16 protein-coding genes are annotated in these 17137 nt (G+C 62.9%); 6 read left to right on the forward strand and 10 right to left on the reverse strand.

Annotation, left to right across the window (positions count from 1 at the left end):
* Nucleotides 1–32 precede the first annotated feature (32 nt).
* Genes RTP54_RS29545 through RTP54_RS29555 form a run of 3 tightly spaced genes read left to right on the forward strand, consistent with a single transcriptional unit; the run spans nt 33 to nt 2665 of the window.
* The gene (locus RTP54_RS29545; RefSeq protein ID WP_312367550.1) at nt 33–842 is read left to right on the forward strand and encodes a methyltransferase domain-containing protein; all 810 of its coding nucleotides are present in this window, start codon (nt 33–35) and stop codon (nt 840–842) included.
* A gap of 40 nt (nt 843–882) precedes the next feature.
* Nucleotides 883–1542 carry a TetR/AcrR family transcriptional regulator gene (locus RTP54_RS29550; protein WP_112808213.1) on the forward strand — a complete coding sequence of 220 codons (660 nt, stop codon included), beginning with the start codon at nt 883–885 and terminating at the stop codon, nt 1540–1542.
* Between the two features lie 40 nt (nt 1543–1582).
* The gene (locus RTP54_RS29555) at nt 1583–2665 is read left to right on the forward strand and encodes an extracellular solute-binding protein (RefSeq protein ID WP_112808080.1); all 1083 of its coding nucleotides are present in this window, start codon (nt 1583–1585) and stop codon (nt 2663–2665) included.
* 44 nt (nt 2666–2709) lie between these two features.
* Here RTP54_RS29555 and RTP54_RS29560 read toward each other — a convergent pair whose 3' ends face one another.
* From RTP54_RS29560 to RTP54_RS29570, 3 genes are read right to left on the reverse strand one after another with little or no spacing between them, the layout of a single operon-like run.
* Nucleotides 2710–3783 (reverse strand): ABC transporter ATP-binding protein, encoded by a 1074-nt coding sequence (locus RTP54_RS29560; RefSeq protein WP_312367600.1) that lies wholly within the window; start codon nt 3781–3783, stop codon nt 2710–2712.
* Nucleotides 3784–3790: 7 nt separating this feature from the next.
* Nucleotides 3791–4615: an ABC transporter permease gene (locus RTP54_RS29565; protein ID WP_112818283.1), complete on the reverse strand. Its 825-nt coding sequence runs from the start codon at nt 4613–4615 to the stop codon at nt 3791–3793.
* The gene (locus RTP54_RS29570) at nt 4612–5535 is read right to left on the reverse strand and encodes an ABC transporter permease (RefSeq protein WP_112833784.1); all 924 of its coding nucleotides are present in this window, start codon (nt 5533–5535) and stop codon (nt 4612–4614) included. Before RTP54_RS29570 ends, RTP54_RS29565 begins: the two co-directional genes overlap by 4 nt.
* A 288-nt stretch (nt 5536–5823) precedes the next feature.
* On the opposite strand from RTP54_RS29570, the gene RTP54_RS29575 reads away from it, so the two are divergent.
* A complete protein-coding gene (locus RTP54_RS29575) occupies nt 5824–7236 on the forward strand; it encodes an aminotransferase (RefSeq protein ID WP_312367554.1) in 1413 nt (470 codons plus the stop codon).
* Nucleotides 7237–7338: 102 nt separating this feature from the next.
* Here RTP54_RS29575 and RTP54_RS29580 read toward each other — a convergent pair whose 3' ends face one another.
* Nucleotides 7339–8535: an aromatic ring-hydroxylating dioxygenase subunit alpha gene (locus RTP54_RS29580; protein ID WP_312367556.1), complete on the reverse strand. Its 1197-nt coding sequence runs from the start codon at nt 8533–8535 to the stop codon at nt 7339–7341.
* A gap of 199 nt (nt 8536–8734) precedes the next feature.
* Nucleotides 8735–9076 carry a GFA family protein gene (locus RTP54_RS29585; protein WP_312367558.1) on the reverse strand — a complete coding sequence of 114 codons (342 nt, stop codon included), beginning with the start codon at nt 9074–9076 and terminating at the stop codon, nt 8735–8737.
* A 436-nt stretch (nt 9077–9512) separates the two neighbouring features.
* Here RTP54_RS29585 and ggt point away from each other — a divergent pair, with 436 nt between their 5' ends.
* Nucleotides 9513–11258, forward strand: a complete 1746-nt coding sequence (gene ggt, locus RTP54_RS29590) for a gamma-glutamyltransferase (protein WP_112808066.1) — start codon at nt 9513–9515, stop codon at nt 11256–11258.
* A gap of 56 nt (nt 11259–11314) precedes the next feature.
* Here ggt and RTP54_RS29595 read toward each other — a convergent pair whose 3' ends face one another.
* Nucleotides 11315–12208: a LysR substrate-binding domain-containing protein gene (locus RTP54_RS29595; protein WP_312367560.1), complete on the reverse strand. Its 894-nt coding sequence runs from the start codon at nt 12206–12208 to the stop codon at nt 11315–11317.
* Between the two features lie 99 nt (nt 12209–12307).
* On the opposite strand from RTP54_RS29595, the gene RTP54_RS29600 reads away from it, so the two are divergent.
* A complete protein-coding gene (locus RTP54_RS29600) occupies nt 12308–13057 on the forward strand; it encodes a sulfite exporter TauE/SafE family protein (protein WP_312367603.1) in 750 nt (249 codons plus the stop codon).
* Nucleotides 13058–13139: 82 nt separating this feature from the next.
* Here RTP54_RS29600 and RTP54_RS29605 read toward each other — a convergent pair whose 3' ends face one another.
* The 4 genes from RTP54_RS29605 to arsB all read right to left on the reverse strand — a co-directional run bounded on the left by RTP54_RS29605 (nt 13140) and on the right by arsB (nt 17114).
* Nucleotides 13140–14582, reverse strand: coding sequence for an MFS transporter (locus tag RTP54_RS29605; protein ID WP_312367562.1), 1443 nt, complete (start codon nt 14580–14582; stop codon nt 13140–13142).
* A gap of 351 nt (nt 14583–14933) precedes the next feature.
* A complete protein-coding gene (gene arsH / locus RTP54_RS29610; protein ID WP_312367563.1) occupies nt 14934–15677 on the reverse strand; it encodes an arsenical resistance protein ArsH in 744 nt (247 codons plus the stop codon).
* Nucleotides 15634–16056, reverse strand: coding sequence for an arsenate reductase (glutaredoxin) (arsC, locus tag RTP54_RS29615; RefSeq protein ID WP_112808058.1), 423 nt, complete (start codon nt 16054–16056; stop codon nt 15634–15636). The genes arsH and arsC overlap by 44 nt, the downstream gene beginning before the upstream one ends.
* A 2-nt stretch (nt 16057–16058) precedes the next feature.
* On the reverse strand, nt 16059–17114 hold the full coding sequence (gene arsB / locus RTP54_RS29620) for an ACR3 family arsenite efflux transporter (RefSeq protein ID WP_312367605.1): 1056 nt from the start codon (nt 17112–17114) through the stop codon (nt 16059–16061).
* Between the last annotated feature and the right edge of the window lie 23 nt (nt 17115–17137).

A 17137-nucleotide genomic window follows, 5' to 3' on the forward strand; every position in this document is an offset into this window, starting at 1 on the left:
TATCGAAGGTTCGAGGACGGATCGGAGGTCGGATGTCGTCGATCGATAGAGAGGTGCCGCCGCTCGCGGAATACGACGACGCGGCCATCCGCTTTCTCGCGGTGCTGTGGGGCGATGGCTATCTTTCGCCCGGCGGCGCAGGCGAGGTCGATCGTGTCCTTGAAGGACTGGATCTCCGTGGCAAGCGCGTGCTCGATCTTGGCTGCGGGGCGGGTGGTGCCGCGCTGCACATTGCCCAAACGCATGGCCCTGCGCAGGTGACGGGCTTTGATGTCGAGGTGCCGGTGATCGACCGGGCGCGGTTTGCGGCGACGCGTTCGGGGCTCGCCAATGTCTCGTTCATACAGTCGGCCCCCGGCCGCCTGCCGTTCGTCGATGGCAGTTTCGACTTGGTCTTTTCCAAGGACGCGCTGGTGCATGTGCCGGACAAGGCCGCGATCTTCCGCGAGATCTTCCGTGTGCTTGCGCCCGGCGGTGTCTTTGCCGCCTCAGACTGGCTGATCTCCCATGGCGGTGAACCGTCCAGCGACATGAAGGCCTATCTTGCAGCCGAGGGGCTCAGCTTCGGCATGGCGCCTGCCGAGGCCTATCTTGCCGCGATGACGTCGGCCGGCTTCGTCGGTACCAGTTCGCTCAGCCGCAACGCCTGGTATCGGGACGTCGCCCGGACAGAGCTTTCAAGGCTCGAAGGTTCGCTGCGCGCCGATGCCGTGGCAGCGGTCGGCGAGGCCTATGTGGCGAAGAACATCCGGACCTGGACTGCGATGCAGAAGGTGCTTGACAGTGGTGAGCATTGTCCCACTCATCTGCGTGGCATCAGGCCGATGCCGCGCGGAGCATGACATGCACCTGCGCCTCAAGAAGAACAGCACGGCGGTACGGATGAAACTCACCTCTGCGGCACAGGACGCAACGGACACCGAGAAGCGCGGGCGCAAGGCGTCCAAGGAAACCAGACGACAGCAGCTGATCGAGGCGACGATCGATTCGCTCGCCAAGCGCGGCTATTCGGAGACGACGCTGGCCGATGTCGCCGATGGCGCCGGCCTTTCGCGCGGCATCGTCAACTTCCACTTCGAAAGCAAGGAAAAGCTGTTGATTGCGACGCTGCAATCGATGGCCGACGAATATGCCGCCAATTGGGGTGCGGCGCTGGAGAAGGCCGGCGACAGGGCGGCAGCCCAGCTCTGGGCGCTCGTTGCCTGCGATTTCGATCGAAAGATCTGCACCAAGCGCAAACTTGCCGCCTGGTGCGCCTTCTGGGGCGAGGCAAAGTCGCGGCCGACCTACCAGGCGCTCTGCGGCGCACGCGATGTCAAATACCAGGAGATCTTTCTGGCGCTTTGCCAGACGCTCAAGGACGAGGGCGGCTATGCCTACGAGCCTGAGGGTATGACGCTGGCGCTCTGCGCTTCGATGGAAGGGTTATGGCTGCGACTGATGATGGGCGACGGACTGACGCGCGAGAAGGCGCATGCGGCGGCCGTCGAATATCTGCTCGTCGCCTTCCCCGGGCATTTCACCCGGGAAGGGCCGAAATAGGGAACGACAACGCCACAACGGCCGGATAGAGGAGGTTGGCATGATATTGGTGAACGTGTGCAGGCAAATCCTGGGGGGCGTCTTCATCGCCTCGCTTGTCTCGACCACCGCCCTGCCGGCGCTTGCCGCAGACAATCTCACGATCTTCGACTGGTCGGGCTACGAAGATCCCGCCTTCCACCCTGCCTATACCGCCAAGCATGGAACTGAGCCGGATTTCAGCTTCTTTGGCGACGAGGAGGAGGCCTTCCAAAAGCTGCGCTCGGGCTTCAAGGCCGATCTCGCCCACCCCTGTTCGCAAAGTGTGGCGAAGTGGCGCGAGGCCGGCCTGATCGAGCCTCTCGACACGTCGAAACTGACCTATTGGAATGATACCGATCCGGCGATCGTTGCCATGAAGGGGCTGATGACGACGCCTGATGGCAAAGCCTGGCTGTTGCCGTTCGAATGGGGCAACACGGTGCTGACCTATCGCACCGACACGGTGAAGCCCGAAGAAATTTCTTCGCTGAAGGCCTTCGCCGACCCGAAGTTCAAGGACCGGGTATCGATCGGCGACAATGTCGATGACGCCTACGCGCTCGCAAGCCTGGCGATCGGTCTCAAGGACTGGACGAAGATGACCGACGAGCAATTCAAGCAGGCGTCGGATTTCCTGCGCGAGGTGCATAAGAACGTCCGTCTCTACTGGACCGACAACACCGATCTCAGCCAGGCGATCGCCAGCGGCGAGGTCGACCTCGCCTGGGCCTGGAACGAGACGGCGACGACGTTGCAGGCGGACGACGTGCCGGCGGCAATCAAGAAGGACACGGCCGAGGGCCTGTCGACCTGGGTCTGCGGCTATGTCCGGTTGAAGGGTGCCGCGGCACCTGAAGATCAGCAGTATGATTTCCTGAATTCGATCACCGATCCGGCGATCACGTCCTACATGGTGGAGTCCTGGGGCTATGGCCATGCCAACGCCCGCGGCATGGCGCAGGTCGATCCGAAGATCCTCGCCGACAAGGGCTATGCCGACGTCAGCAAATTCCTCGACAACACGCTGTTCCAGTCGCCGATGCCGATGGAGCTGCGCCAGAAGATGATTGCCGAGTTCGAGAAGATCAAGGCCGGTTATTGAAGGTAAGAATACGGGCAGCTGCGAGGTGCAGCTGCCCGAACCTGTCAGTCCGAGAGTGCCACCAGCGCATCAGGATCGTAGGCGAGCCGAACCGCGTCGCCGACCGGAATGTCATCCGCGCCGAAATTGTTGGTCTCCGAAACCGAAAGCGGCTGCTCCATACCGGGGATGTCGACGATCAGGTGAGTGATCTCACCGAAATAGTGGCGATCGACGACTTTTCCGGCAAGCTCGAACTCGGCCTTGGCATCGTCCCAGAGCACCCGCAACCGCTCCGGCCGGATGCCGACCGTGGCGGTGCCGTTGCGGGCGGTGAAGCCGAGCGGCTTGTCGAGCGTGACGCCGCCGAAGCGCGGGGTTTCCACAGTTAGGCGTGTCGACGTCTCTCCGGTAATCCGCGCCTTCATGAAATTCATGCCGCCGAGAAAATCGGCGATCTGGCGCGTGGTCGGGCGCTGGTAGATCTCTTTCGGTGTTGCCACCTGCGCAATACGTCCGCCGAACATCACGGCGATGCGATCAGACAGAGCAAGCGCCTCATACTGGTCATGCGTGACGAGGATGAAGGTGATGCCGACGGCCTTTTGCAGCGAGCGCAACTCGACCTGCATTTCCTCGCGCAGCTTCTTGTCGAGCGCGGAAAGCGGCTCGTCGAGCAGCAGCACCTTCGGACGCATGACAAGCGCGCGAGCAAGGGCGACACGCTGGCGCTGGCCGCCGGAAAGCTCGTGCGCCCGACGCTTGCCGAGATGACCGAGGCGGACCTGGTCGAGGGCGGCGCCCACGCGCCGACGCTCCTCATTTGCGTCGAGCTTCAGGCGCTTCAGGCCATAGGCGACATTTTCCTCGACATCCAGATGCGGAAAGATCGCGTAGTTCTGGAAGACCATGTTGGTCGGCCGCCGGTTCGGCGGCGTGCCGATCACCGATTGCCCGTCGATGCGGATGTCGCCGGTGCTCGGTGTGTCGAAGCCTGCGATCGAGCGCAGCAGCGTGGTCTTGCCACAGCCGGATGGCCCGAGCAGCGAGAAGAACTCGCCGGCGGCAATGTCGAGCGAGACGTCGTCGAGCGCCTTGTAGATGCCATAGAACTTGTTGACCGCCTCGATCGTGATCATCGGTGTTTCAGGCATTGAGCGCTCCCTCAGCCCTCAGCCGATGTTCGGCGCGACGGCGTATGATTTCTGAAAGGGTGAGAAGCAGGATCGAGATCAGGATCATCACGCTGCCAAGCGCAAGCACGCCCGGTAGCTTGGCGGCAAAACGAAGCTGGCCCCAGATATAGACCGGCAAGGTCGGCTCGGTGCCCGAGAGAAAGAAGGCGAGGATGAACTCGTCGAGCGAGACGGTGAAGGAGACCAGCAGGCTGGAGACGAGCGCCGGGGCGACGACGGGAAGCGTCACCCGGCGGAACGTGCCGATCGCGGTTTCGCCGAGATCGAGCGAGGCCTCTTCCAGCGATCGGTCGAATCCGCCGAAGCCGGAAATCAACACCGACATGGCATAGGGCAGGCAGAAGATCACCTGGCCGAGGATCACGGTGACGAGCGACAGCTCGACGCCGAGCTGCAGGATGATCATCAGCAGCGAGACGGCAAAGATGATTTCCGGCAGAAACAGCGGCGCCATGATCAGCCCGGTTGCCGCCCGCTGGCCGCGGAAGCGATAGCGGGTGATGGCGCGGGCGGCACAGATGCCGAGCACGGTGGAGAGAATGGCGACGGAGACGCCGACGATCATGCTGTTGCGGGCCGCTTCGAGGAGCGCGGTGTTGTGCCAGAGCGAGGCGTACCATTTGGTGGTGAAGCCGGCGAGGGGGAAGGTCGTCGTCGCTGCATTGTTGAAGGAGAAGATCGGCAGCAGCAGGATCGGCAGGTAGAGAAATGCCAGGTACACCGTGACATAGGCTGGCAGCCAGCGGGACTTCGGAATGCCGTGGCGCCCGCTCATTTCGCCATCCTCACCAGCAGTTTCAGCCCGAGAACGACGAGGCCGGCCATCGCCGAGACAATGACCATCGTCGTTACCGATAGCGCAGCACCGAGCGGCCAGTTGGCGCCCTTGCCGAACTGTGCCTGGATCGCGGTTGCGATCATCACGCCATCCTTGCCGCCGACGAGCTTGGGGGTGACGTAGTCGCCGACCGTCGGGATCATCACGATCAGGAAGGCCGAGATCACGCCGGGAAGAGAGAGCGGCAAGGTGACGCGCAGGAAGCTCATCAGCTTGTTGTCGCCGAGATCATGGGCGGCCTCGATCAGCGAACGATCGACTTTTTCAAGGGAAACGAAGATCGGCAGGATGGCGAAAGCGGCCCAGCTATGCACGAGCGTGATGACGACGGCATTGGAATTATAGAGCAGCGACGTCAGCGGCTTGTCGATGACGCCGATCGACAACAGGCCGGTGTTCATCACGCCGCCATAGCCGAGGATCACCTTCCAGGACATCACCCGCAGCAGATAGCTCGTCCAGCAGGGCACGGTGATCAGGAACAGCCAGAGGTTCTTGTGTACGCCGCCATGGAAGGAAATGAACCAGGCGATCGGATAGGAGACGGTGACGGTGACGACGCTGACGACCAGCGAGATGACCAGCGAGCGCATCAGCAGGTCCTGGTAGATCGGCTCGCCGAGCGCGGTCTTGTAGTTCTGGAGGGTGAAGGTGCGGTCGATCGTCAGATAGTCCTGGGTCCAGAAACTGTAGGCGACGACGATCAGGATCGGCAGGAACAGCAAGGCGACGGCATAAAGCAGCGTCGGAGAGATCAGTGCCAGCCCGCTGGCCTCCTCGCTGGCCGTCCAGCGAAGCCGGTTCTTCGGCGGATGCGCGGGTCTATGCTCCACCGCGGTGCCCGATAACACCGCCATCAGTGATGCCTAGGCTCATGTAAATGATGTCCCGGCGCATGCCGGCGATGTCGAAGCTCATATCGATAGAGTCGACAGTGGAAATGCAGCGAACGCTTCATTCGATCCATCCCATGGCGATTTTTCGCCGTTTGGTTCCCTTGAATTAGCAAAACCCAAATTGGGATTGAACGCAAGCCCTATTTCTGTAATATTGATTGAACAGCCATTCAATAAAATCATGTGTTCCGTAATTTTATCAGATGGTTGCTATGGGTAATTGATTTTCATGGGTTGGAGGGATTTGTCATGGCCGCGAAGCTCGATCTTGCGAATGTGCCTGAAGACGGCGCAGGTGAAACATCAATGCTCGCCGAAAAACATCTCGTCCAGCCATGGCCCGTCGCGGGCAGCATCGGTGCCGAAGCGCGCGGGCCCATCGAGAGCGGCGACGGCATTTATGTCGTCGACGGCGAAGGACGCCGCCTGATCGACGGACCGGCGGGCATGTGGTGCGTCAATGTCGGCCATCGCCGGGCGGAACTTGCCGACGTTTTGCGCGACCAGGCCATGGCGCTGTCCTACAATTCCCCCTGGTACACCACAAATCAGCCCTCGGCTGAGCTTGCCGAACGGCTCGCCGCGCATGCGCCCGGCGACCTTTCCCATGTGTTTTTCACCACCGGCGGCTCTTCGGCGGTCGAAACAGCGCTGCGCTTCATGCAGTTCCTCAACAACGTGCGCGGCCGGCCGGAAAAGAAGCTGATCGTCTCGCGTCAGGGTGGTTACCATGGCTCGACCTATCTGTCGGCGTCGCTGAACGGCCGTCCGCGCGATCACGACTGGATGGACAGCGCCACCGACCAGGTGGCGAAACTCGCCTGTCCCAACCCGTTCCGGCGGCCGTCCGGGCAGTCAGAGGCGGAATTCTGTGATGCGCTGGTTGCGGAATTCCGGGCGTTGATCGAGGCGCGGGGAGCGGATCGCATCGGCGCCTTCATCGCCGAACCGATCATGGCCTCCGGCGGCGTCATCGTGCCGCCGGATGGCTATCTGCGCCGCATGCGGGCGCTCTGCAGCGAGCACGACATCCTGTTCATCGCCGACGAGGTGGTGACGGCCTTCGGGCGGCTCGGCGAGGTCTTTGCGTCAAAATCCGTGTTCGGGCTGGAGCCTGACATGATCACCTTCGCCAAGGGGGTGACGTCGGGCTATTTTCCGCTCGGCGGCGTGATGATCTCCGCGCGGCTACTCGAAAGCCTGCGGCAATCCAACCATGCCGACGCGATGTTCGCGCATGGCCTGACCTATTCCAGCCATCCGGTCGGCTGTGCTGTCGCCCTGCGCAATCTCGACATTCTGGAGGACGGGCTGCTCGACCACGTCAAGGCGATCTCGAGCCATTTCCAGAGATCGCTGAAGGGCCTGGAGGCGCTGCCGCTGGTCGGCGACGTGCGCGGCATGGGGCTGATGGCCTGCGTCGAATGTGTCGCCGATCGCGTCAGCAACAACCCCCTGACGCTCGATCTCGAAGTCGGCAAGCGCATCGATCGCCATTGCCAGGAGCTTGGCCTCTTGGTGCGGCCGCTGATCAACATGTGCGTGATGTCGCCACCGCTGACGATTACCACGGGGCAGATCGACGACATGGTCGCCATTCTCGACGCCAGCATCCGTCGCACCATGGACGAACTCGTGCGCGAGTGCCTGTGGAAGGGGTGAGTTGAAACGCCGTCCGGACTGAATATGCCTCGGCCCCGCCAGCATTCCCCGGCGGGGCCGTTTTCGAAGGGGCCGGTCCTGCGCCGGCCCCTCTTTTAAAGCCTATCGCCCGGAGAGTTCGTCGTTGACCGCCGCCATCCGGTCCTCGGATGGTGGCGCGTCGAGCGTGACGACCGGCAGCACGGCGCGAATGTGATCGTGGTGTGTGCGCACGCCATATTCGAGGTCAGAGAGGTAGAACCCGTTGAACGCCTTCGACGTCATGGATTCGTTCGACCAGATCGTTAGCTGCACGTCCTCTGCCTGGGTATCGCGATCGATGCGGAAAGCGAGGTAGCGGGCAAGTCTCTGCTGGCGCGTTTCCTCGGGATAGCGATAGATCGCGCCGCGCAGCAGTGTTCTGCCGGTCGACAGCGGAAATTCCTGATAGAACTGCACGGTCTCCGGCGTCACCGCGATGACGGCGTTGGGGAAGAGGCCGAAATAGATCCAGGCGTTGCGCAGCCGCTCGGGCAGATGCGTCGCCTCCGGCGCGATCCCGACATATTGCCGGACGCTCCAGCGGCGGCCCGCATGCGGATTGTAGGTGGCGAAGGATCGGCAAAGGCCGTTGACGAAGGGCTCGTCGTAGTAGCTCGATCCGTACAGATCCTGCAGCGCCGGGTGGGCCATGGCCACGTGATAGCCTTCATTGTCGACGTCGCGCACCGACTTCCAATTGACCGCACTTTCCTGCGTCCACACGCCTTCGGTCGGCAGCATGCGCTCGGAGCCGTAGTGGCCGAACTCCTCGGCAAAGGGCTGCATCAGTTCGGCGACAGACGGCTGCGGCCCCGGCCGGAAGCGGATGAAGACGAAGCCCATCCATATTTCCAGTTCGAGCGGCACGAGGCCGAATTCCTGCTTGTCGAGCGGCGGAAACGAGCGCGGTCGTGCCGCGCCCCGAAGCGTGCCGTCGAGATTGTAGACCCAGCCATGGAACGGACAAACGAGCGCGTTGCGGCACGTGCCCTTGTCGTCGGCGACCACCCTCGAGCCGCGATGGCGGCAGATGTTGTGAAAGCCGCGGATCGTTCCCTGCTGGTCGCGCAGGATCAGCGCGCGTTCTCCCACCACGTCCATGGTGATGTAGTTGCCCGCTTCCGGCACGTCGGAGATGTGACAGGCAATCTGCCAGTGGCGGCGGAAGATGTGTTCCCGCTCCAGCTCGAGAAGCGCGTCGCTGTGATAGCACCATCCGGGCAATCCACGGCGGTCCCAATCATTCGGAACGGATATGTCGCGGATCATTTCGTTCATTCAATGTCTCCATTTTTGCTGAACGTTCATTCAATATAATCCGTTTCCAGCCCGGAGACAAGTTGGCCGGAACGCCGCGGACGATGGACGGCGCGCAGCACGGCCCGGCCGATCGCCTCAGACGGGCGGCAACAGGATGATGGTTGCGAGGCCGTGGGACGGCGAGACCTTAGCTGGCGAAACCCCGGGGCGGGCGGACCTACCAGCTGGCGCCGTCGATCAATCGGTGGGGAATGTCTTCCCAGACGGCGCGGTCAAAGAGCCGCATGTTGACGCCCATCCGGGTTGTGTCAGCACCGAGCGGCGACCAATGGGTAGTGCAGCCGCAGGTGCTGCAATGGTGGATCGTCAGGGTGGCGTCGCCCTGGACATAGCCGACAAGCTTGCCTTGCGGGTCGCTGATCGACAGCTCTTCGGCGCTGTAATAGCCCCAGAGCGTGCCAAGGCGTGAACACATCGAACAGTTGCAGCTGCCGAGCGTCTCGGGTCGGACACGGACGGAAAGACGGACCGCCTTGCAATGGCAATGACCTTCGAGCATTCGCGTCCCCCTCCACAGACCCGCAAATTCCCGGACGCATGGCGAAGCGTTCGGAAAGACTTCTGAAGCGGACTGTCACAGCCATGGCGGCGCGTGGCAATGGCAAAAACGCAATCCGGGCGCCGATCGCATGTCCGGCCCGTGCGCCGGCTTGCCGCGGCCCGATGCGGGACGCAAGACACCGGCGAGCGGAGACCATGCCCGCCGGCCGAACATGGTCGCGGTTGCTTTCGTCGCTCCTCCAGATGGTCGTCAGCGGTTGTCCGTGACCGCCGCGCATGGCTATACTGCGCATAAGGCATCGTACCTTGTTCCGGGGTTGACCCGGGCCACGCCCGCCCGATGGCCGGGCCGGCCAATTGTTGCCTTCGCATTTTGCCGCCGCCCTCATCCGAGGGCGCCGTTTGCCAGAAAACGTCTGTTGCGGGAGAAAAGCATGCGCAATTCCTGCCTGAATATCCTGTCCCTCACTCTGGTCGCCGCACTCGGTTCGGTTTCGCCGTCGGCCGTTCGGGCCGCCTCGCCGGAGCCGATCAAGGCCGAGCACGGCATGGTCGTCACCGCCCAGCACCTGGCCTCCGATATTGGCGTCGCGGTGCTGAAAAACGGCGGCAACGCGGTGGATGCCGCCGTTGCCGTCGGCTATGCGCTTGCGGTGGTTTATCCGACCGCGGGCAATATCGGCGGCGGCGGGTTCATGACCATCCGCTTCAAGGACGGCAAGACCACCTTCCTCGATTTTCGCGAGCGCGCACCGGCGGCCGCGACCAAGGCTATGTATCTCGATGACAAGGGACAGCTGGTCGATGGCCTGAGCACCGAAGGATATCTCGCGGTTGGCGTGCCGGGGCCCGTGCTCGGTTTCGAGGTCGCGCGCAGCCGCTATGGCACGCGACCGCTCCAGGAATTGATTGCGCCGGCCATCGCGCTTGCCAAGGATGGTTTCAAGCTGGAGCAGGGCGATATCGATTCCTTCGATGGCGAAACCGATAGGCTCGCCAAGGATCCGGCGGCGGCCGCGATCTTCCTGAAGCCTGATGGAAAACCCTTTGCCGTCGGTGAAACGCTGGTCCAGGCGGATCTTGCCGCCACGCTATCGAGCATTTCAGAAAAGGGCACAGACGCCTTCTACAAGGGCGCGATCGCCGACGCCATCGTCAAGGCCAGTGCGGACAAGGGCGGCATTCTCGCCAAGGCGGATTTCGAAAAATACGCCGTTCGCGAGCTCGAACCGGTGAAGTGCAACTATCGCGGCTACGACATCGTCTCCTCGCCGCCGCCGTCTTCCGGTGGCGTCATCATCTGCGAGATTCTCAACGTGCTCGAGGGCTATCCTTTGTCCTATCTCGGTTACGGCTCTGCCGAAACCGTCCATGCGATGATCGAAGCCATGCGCCATGCCTATGTCGACCGCAACACGACGCTCGGTGATCCCGACTTTGTCGAGAACCCGGTCGCCAAGCTGCTCGACAAGGCCTATGCCGCCGAGATCCGCGGCAAGATCGACCCGTTCAAGGCCGGCGTTTCGCAGGCGCTGATGCCCAAGGGTTTTGCCGAAAGCAAGGAGACGACCCACTATTCGATCATCGACGACGAGGGCAATGCCGTTGCCGTCACCTATACGCTCAACGGCTCATTTGGCGCCGGTGTCGTCGCGCCGGGCACCGGTATCCTGCTCAACAACGAGATGGACGATTTCACCGCCAAGCCGGGTGCGCCCAATCTGTACGGTCTCGTGCAAGGCGAGGCGAATGCGATCGCGCCGGGTAAGACGCCGCTGTCATCGATGAGCCCCACCATCGTTTCCAAGGACGGCAAGCCGTTCATGGTGATCGGCAGCCCCGGCGGCGCGCGCATCATCACGATTACGCTCGAGGCGATCATCAACGTTATCGATCACGGGATGAACATCCAGGAGGCCGTCGACGCGCCGCGCATCCACCATCAGTGGCTGCCGGACAAGGTGTTCATGGAGCCCTACGCATTGTCGCCCGATACGCGCAAGCTTCTCTCCGCGATGGGCCACGACGTGCAGATCGACAAGAGCTGGAGCATCTGGGGTCAGGCAACCGGCATTCTCGTCGGCGGCGAAAGCCTTGCCGAGATCACCGGGGGCGGTGGCGCGCGCTATAACGGCGCCGTCGACAGCCGTATCGGCGCGGGGGCTGCGAGAGGCTACTGATTGAGGGGCTCTGACGCGGGTCATCGTTAGTGGGGATGGCGCGCGCCGTCTCCCGGTCAGTTCGGCTTGAAGCTGCCGAGCTGCTCGACGAGGTCGCGAGCGGTAGGTGAGAGGTCCGCATCTGGCCGCAGGCAGATCGACAGGCGGCGCGTCGCCCAGCGCTCAGTGAGTGTGAGGGTGGCTAGCGCCATTGTGCGCCGGCACCGGCGCGCGGCCGTCTGCGGCACGATGCCGACGCCGATCGCCTGCGCGGCCAGGCGGCAGACGTTCTCGAAGCTGCGCACCCGCAGCCGGTAATTTGCCCGCCGTCCGATGCGCGCGGCCTGACCGTCTATATGGTCCTGCAGCGCGCTGCCCTCTGCCAGACCGATGAACGGATGGTCGAGCAGGTCGGCGAAACCGACCTTGCTTGCCCGCGCGAGCGGGTGATCCCTTGCGACCACGCCGACCAGCCGGTCGATCGCAAAGGGAATGAGCTGCAGTCCTGCTGTGTCGACCGCATCCGAGACGATGCCGATATCGGCCAGCCCGCCCGCAATCGCCTTGACGATATCGGCGCTCTGTCGCTCCTTGAGCTCGATATCGGTTTGCGGATGGTCGGCAAGCCAGGGGCCGAGCCGATCCGGCAGGAACTCGCTGATGGCAGCCGTATTGGCGAGGAGCCGGATGCTTGCGCGCAAGCCCCGCGCGTATTCGCCAAGTTCGCCGCGCAGGTGCTCCATCTGGCGAAGAACGAGACGGGCATGATGGGCAAGCGCGTCGCCGGCCGCCGTTGCCGTCACGCCTCTGCGCCCGCGCGAAAGAAGCGCCACGCCGCCATTCTCCTCCATGCCGCGCAGCCGCTCGCTGGCGGCCGCCAGGGAGAGATTGGCCGTCTGCGCGCCATGAGTGATGCTGCCCGCTTCGATGACGGCAAGAAACAGGCGAAGGTCGATCAGGTCGAAACGCATGACGGTGATGATAGCGGCAATTCAGCCTTCGGCATAGCCGAAGCCAGCCTGCGGATCATCCGCATTGCGTCCTGGCAACGCTCGATCATGTTGGTGGGCATGAATGAGCTTTCCAGTTACCTTGTCGGCGCGATCGCGGCGGCTTTCTTCCTTGCAGGCGTGGTCAAGGGCGTGACCGGCATGGGCCTACCGACCGTCGCCATGGGCGCACTCGGCGGGCTGTTGTCGCCGGTCGCGGCCGCGAACCTGCTGATCCTGCCGTCCCTGGTGACGAATGTCTGGCAGCTTTTGGCCGGTCCCGCTTTCGGCCCGCTCATGTGGCGCCTCTGGCCGATGATGCTGGCGATCGGTATCGGCACCATGTTCGGCACGTCCTTGCTGGCTGGCGGCGACACGGTGGTGTCGACGGCCATGCTCGGCGTAGCACTGATGATCTATGCCGGATACACGCTGGTAGCGCCGCCATTTTCGGTCTCCACTTCGGCCGAGCGCTGGCTGTCCGTCCCCGTCGGGCTCATGACCGGCGTCATCACAGGCTGTACCGGCGTCTTCGTCATGCCGGCAGTGCCCTATCTGCAAGCCCTCGGCCTTGACAAGGAGGACCTGATCCAGGCGCTCGGCCTTTCCTTCACCGTTTCGACGCTGGCGCTTGCGGCCGGCCTGATGTGGCGGGGCGCATTCGCGTGCGACAACCTGCTTCTATCGGCGCTCGCCATCATGCCGGCCTTGGCCGGGATGTGGGCGGGTCAGTTGATCCGCCGGGTGATAAGCCCAGCCCGGTTTCGCCATTGGTTCCTGATCGGCCTCGTGCTGCTTGGCGCGGAGCTGGCGCTGCGACCCCTGTTCTAGGTCGAGGCGGATGCGGGTCAGATCGTCTCTGCGATGGCGCCCTCAGCTTGGGCCACGCCCGATGCGGCCCAGAGCCATCCTTTCATTCGCCGGGCGTACTGGCGCGATGTCCTGAAACATCTGATCCGGCATTGCGTGGCAGGGAGAGGAAGCGGAGCGCCGAGACGATGCCGATCGCAGCGACGGCGAGAAATGCGAGGCGAAAGTCTGTGAGCGCCGCAGTTTCAGCGCCGCGCAGCGCCTGCGACAGATTGAGTACGGCGGCGGCAACGGCAACCCCCATCAGCATCGCCACCTGCTGAAGCATGCTCGACAGGGTCGAGGCCGAACTGCGCTGAGATGCGGTGATATCGGCAAAACCGAGCGTGTTGAGGGCGGTGAACTGCATCGAGCGGAAAAGCCCGGCGGCAAACAGAAGGGCGAGCGTCACCATCTGTGGCGTCCCGGTCGATACCGCCGCACAGGCACCGATCGCTAGCGACGCGAGCATGCCGTTGCCGACGAGGATCGTGCGGAAGCCGAAGCGGCGCAGAAGCGGTGTCGTCGCGGTCTTCATCGCCAGATTTCCGGCGAAATAGGCAAGCACGTAAATCCCGGTCTCGATGGGATCGAGGCCGAACCCGACCTGGAACGTCAGAGGGATCAGGAACGGTGTCGCATTGATGGCGATCCGGCAGGCGGTTCCGGCCGACAGCGTCGACATCGCGAAGGTCTGGATCTTCAGGGCCGAGAGATCGAGCAGAGGATTGGCGACCGCCTTGAAGTGGCGTGTCGCGAGGATACCGACGACAGTGCCCAATGCCAGCAACAGGGCGATTGCCAGCGCATTGGCCGTGCCGTGCACGAAAGCTTCGAGCCCCGCGAGCACAAGGGTGAGGCTCACGGAAGACAGCACGAACCCCTTGAGATCGAGGCGGCGCACCCTGTCCTCGCGCTGGTCCGGCACGAAGCGCAGCACCAGGGCAAGACCGGCAAGGCCGATCGGGATGTTGATGAGGAAATTCCAGTGCCAGCTGAACCACGTGGTGATGACGCTGCCGAGAACTGGGCCGACGACCGGGGCGATCAGCGCCGGCCAAGTGATGAGCGCGATCGCGCCGACCAATTGCGACTTGCTGGCGTTCTTCAGGACGATGATGCGTCCGACCGGTGTCATCAGGGCGCCGCCGATGCCCTGTACGGCGCGCGCGGCGATGAATTGGCCAAGGCTTCCTGACAGGCCGCAGAACAATGACGCGAGCGTGAAAATGCCGATCGCGACCAGGAAGATATTGCGTGCCCCATAGCGATCGCCAAGCCAGCCGGAAAGCGGGATGAAGGCCGCCATCGTCAGCATGTAGACGGTGATGCCGATGCTCATGGCAACCGGCTGGACGCCGAAGGACGCCGCCATCTGCGGCAGAGACGTGATGACGATGGTGCCGTCGAGCATCTGCATGAAGAAGGCAATGGCAACGACCAGCGCGACGATACGCGAGTTGCGGGCCGTGGCGTCGTCCTGGGTCTCGTTCGGGATCGCGGTCATGCGGTCAACGCTGGCCTGTCTTGCAGTCGAGACCGTGCTTGCTTGCCAGGACCTGGGGCACAAACTGGATTGCTGTCGGACATGAAATCATCGTGGCACTTCGGAATGAATTACGATTTCGCCAACCGGCAGACTTGAGCCGCAATCGGCGAGAGGCGGGAGAGCCCTGTTGGCTGATCCGACGACTTCTATGCGCCTTCCATCGGGCCCGTGTCGATGCCCAATTTGTATCCGACGAAGACTTTGCGAAGATCTGCCGGTGGCTTCCGCGGGATGCGCCGGCGGCAGCTTCCGCGCTGCGCGCACATCGACGGCAACCAGGCAAAGCGTGCACGCCGCGACTGGCCGCTCTCATATCGCCTGGAGTGAGACCCGGCTCTCCAGTTTTGCCGCCTCTTCCTTTCGTTCGCTGTAGCGATCCGTCAGATAGGGCGAAGCGTCGCGGGTCAGGAGCGTGAACTTAACCAGCTCCTCGCAGACGTCGACGACCCGGTCGTAATAGGAGGAGGGCTTCATCCGGCCGTCTGCGTCGAATTCCTGAAACGCCCTGGCAACCGAAGACTGGTTAGGTATGGTGATCATGCGCATCCATCGCCCCAGAATGCGCATCTGGTTGACGGCATTGAAGGACTGGCTGCCGCCGGAGACTTGCATCACGGCAAGGGTCTTGCCCTGGGTCGGTCGCACCGAGCCGAGCGACAGGGGTATCCAGTCGATCTGCGCCTTCATGATGCCGGTCATGGCGCCATGCCGCTCGGGGCTGACCCAGACCTGGCCCTCCGACCATTCCGAGAGGCGGCGTAACTCCTTGACCTTCTCGTGACTGACGGGCGCGGCATCGGGAAGCGGAAGCCCCTCCGGGTCGAACATGCGGACCTCGGCGCCGAAATGCTCCAGCAGGCGACGTGCCTCATGCGCGAGCAGCCGACTGTAGGAGACCTGTCGCAATGAGCCGTAAAGGATCAGGATGCGCGGCTTGTGGGCGGAAAAGGCTGGGCGCAGCGCAGCAATATCGGGCAGACGAAGATGGTCAGGGTTTGCGGCCGGCAGATCAGACAAGGCGCTTTCCCTCCGCGTCCAGAACCTTCTCGCCATCCTCCTTGGCAAACGCGCCCTTGAACGTGTCGGGCAGTATGTCGAGCACGGCTTCAGAAGGCCGGCAGAGGCGCGTTCCCATCGGCGTTACGACAAAGGGGCGATTGATCAGAACGGGATGCGCCATCATCGCGTCGACAAGCTGCGCGTCCGACAATGCGGGATCGTCGAGTGCGAGTTCGCTATAGGGTGTGCCCTTCTCACGCACAGCTTCGCGTACCGAGAGGCCGGCCGCCGCGATCAGGCGTTCAAGCGTCTCCCTGGATGGAGGGGCCTGCAGGTACTCGATGACGGTCGGTTCGATGCCGGCGTGGCGGATCATCGCCAAGGTGTTGCGCGAGGTACCGCAGGCGGGGTTGTGGTAGATGGTGACTTCCATTCTCAGGCCCTTTCAGGGTTGGTGTCTCGGGCGACGGACGGGCTGGCCTCGTACCAGTCCTTGCTGCGGTTGACGATCCAGACGACGGACAGCATGACGGGAACCTCGATGAGAACACCGACGACGGTCGCCAGCGCTGCCCCGGAGTGAAAGCCGAAGAGCGAGATCGCCGCCGCAACTGCAAGCTCGAAGAAGTTGGAGGCGCCGATCAGCGCCGACGGCCCGGCGATGCAGTGCCGTTCCCCGACGGCCCGATTCAAGAGATAGGCGAGCCCGGAATTGAAATAGACCTGGATGAGGATCGGCACCGCCAGCATGATGATGATGGCCGGTTGCGCGATGATCTGTTCACCCTGAAAACCGAACAACAACACCAGTGTTGCCAGCAGCGCGACCAGCGACAGTGGCTGGAGTTTGGTCAGGAGCCTGTCGAGACCTGCGTTCGATCCCTTTGTCGTCAGCCGCCGCAGGATCTGGGCCACAATGACCGGGATCAGGATATAGAGGGCAACCGAAATCATCAGCGTGTCCCAGGGCACGGTGATTGCCGAAAGCCCGAGCAGCAGTCCGACAACAGGTGCAAAGGCGACAATCATGATCGCGTCGTTGAGTGCAACCTGGCTGAGCGTAAAATGCGGCTCACCCTTGGTCAGGTTGGACCAGACAAAGACCATGGCCGTGCAGGGCGCCGCCGCAAGGATGATCAGGCCGGCGATATAGGCGTCGATCTGATCGGCGGGCAGCAGGGGGCGAAAAAGCCAGCCGATGAACAGCCATGCCAGCAACGCCATGGAAAACGGCTTTACCGCCCAGTTGATGAACAGGGTGACGCCGATACCGCGCCAGTAGCCACCGACCTTCGCCAGTGAACCGAAGTCGATCTTCAGGAGCATGGGGATGACCATGAGCCAGATCAGAAGGGCAACCGGGATATTGACCTTGGCAATTTCCATCGCGCCGATGGCCTGGAAGACATCGGGAAAGAGATGCCCAAGTGCGATCCCGACGACGATGCAGGCGAAAACCCAGAGGGTGAGTGTGCGTTCGAACAGCGACATCGTCATGCGGCCCGGGTGTCGAC

The organism is Ensifer sp., from assembly GCF_031989085.1.
GTDB lineage: Bacteria > Pseudomonadota > Alphaproteobacteria > Rhizobiales > Rhizobiaceae > Ensifer.

Bases quoted from the DNA above. Each gene is read 5' to 3' on its own strand.
- RTP54_RS29545 (WP_312367550.1), top strand. From the start codon at position 33: ATGTCGTCGATCGATAGAGAGGTGCCGCCGCTCGCGGAATACGACGAC.
- RTP54_RS29550 (WP_112808213.1), top strand. From the start codon at position 883: ATGAAACTCACCTCTGCGGCACAGGACGCAACGGACACCGAGAAGCGC.
- RTP54_RS29555 (WP_112808080.1), top strand. From the start codon at position 1,583: ATGATATTGGTGAACGTGTGCAGGCAAATCCTGGGGGGCGTCTTCATC.
- RTP54_RS29560 (WP_312367600.1), bottom strand. From the start codon at position 3,783: ATGATCACGATCGAGGCGGTCAACAAGTTCTATGGCATCTACAAGGCG.
- RTP54_RS29565 (WP_112818283.1), bottom strand. From the start codon at position 4,615: ATGAGCGGGCGCCACGGCATTCCGAAGTCCCGCTGGCTGCCAGCCTAT.
- RTP54_RS29570 (WP_112833784.1), bottom strand. From the start codon at position 5,535: ATGGCGGTGTTATCGGGCACCGCGGTGGAGCATAGACCCGCGCATCCG.
- RTP54_RS29575 (WP_312367554.1), top strand. From the start codon at position 5,824: ATGGCCGCGAAGCTCGATCTTGCGAATGTGCCTGAAGACGGCGCAGGT.
- RTP54_RS29580 (WP_312367556.1), bottom strand. From the start codon at position 8,535: ATGAACGAAATGATCCGCGACATATCCGTTCCGAATGATTGGGACCGC.
- RTP54_RS29585 (WP_312367558.1), bottom strand. From the start codon at position 9,076: ATGCTCGAAGGTCATTGCCATTGCAAGGCGGTCCGTCTTTCCGTCCGT.
- ggt (WP_112808066.1), top strand. From the start codon at position 9,513: ATGCGCAATTCCTGCCTGAATATCCTGTCCCTCACTCTGGTCGCCGCA.
- RTP54_RS29595 (WP_312367560.1), bottom strand. From the start codon at position 12,208: ATGCGTTTCGACCTGATCGACCTTCGCCTGTTTCTTGCCGTCATCGAA.
- RTP54_RS29600 (WP_312367603.1), top strand. From the start codon at position 12,308: ATGAATGAGCTTTCCAGTTACCTTGTCGGCGCGATCGCGGCGGCTTTC.
- RTP54_RS29605 (WP_312367562.1), bottom strand. From the start codon at position 14,582: ATGACCGCGATCCCGAACGAGACCCAGGACGACGCCACGGCCCGCAAC.
- arsH (WP_312367563.1), bottom strand. From the start codon at position 15,677: ATGGCGAGAAGGTTCTGGACGCGGAGGGAAAGCGCCTTGTCTGATCTG.
- arsC (WP_112808058.1), bottom strand. From the start codon at position 16,056: ATGGAAGTCACCATCTACCACAACCCCGCCTGCGGTACCTCGCGCAAC.
- arsB (WP_312367605.1), bottom strand. From the start codon at position 17,114: ATGTCGCTGTTCGAACGCACACTCACCCTCTGGGTTTTCGCCTGCATC.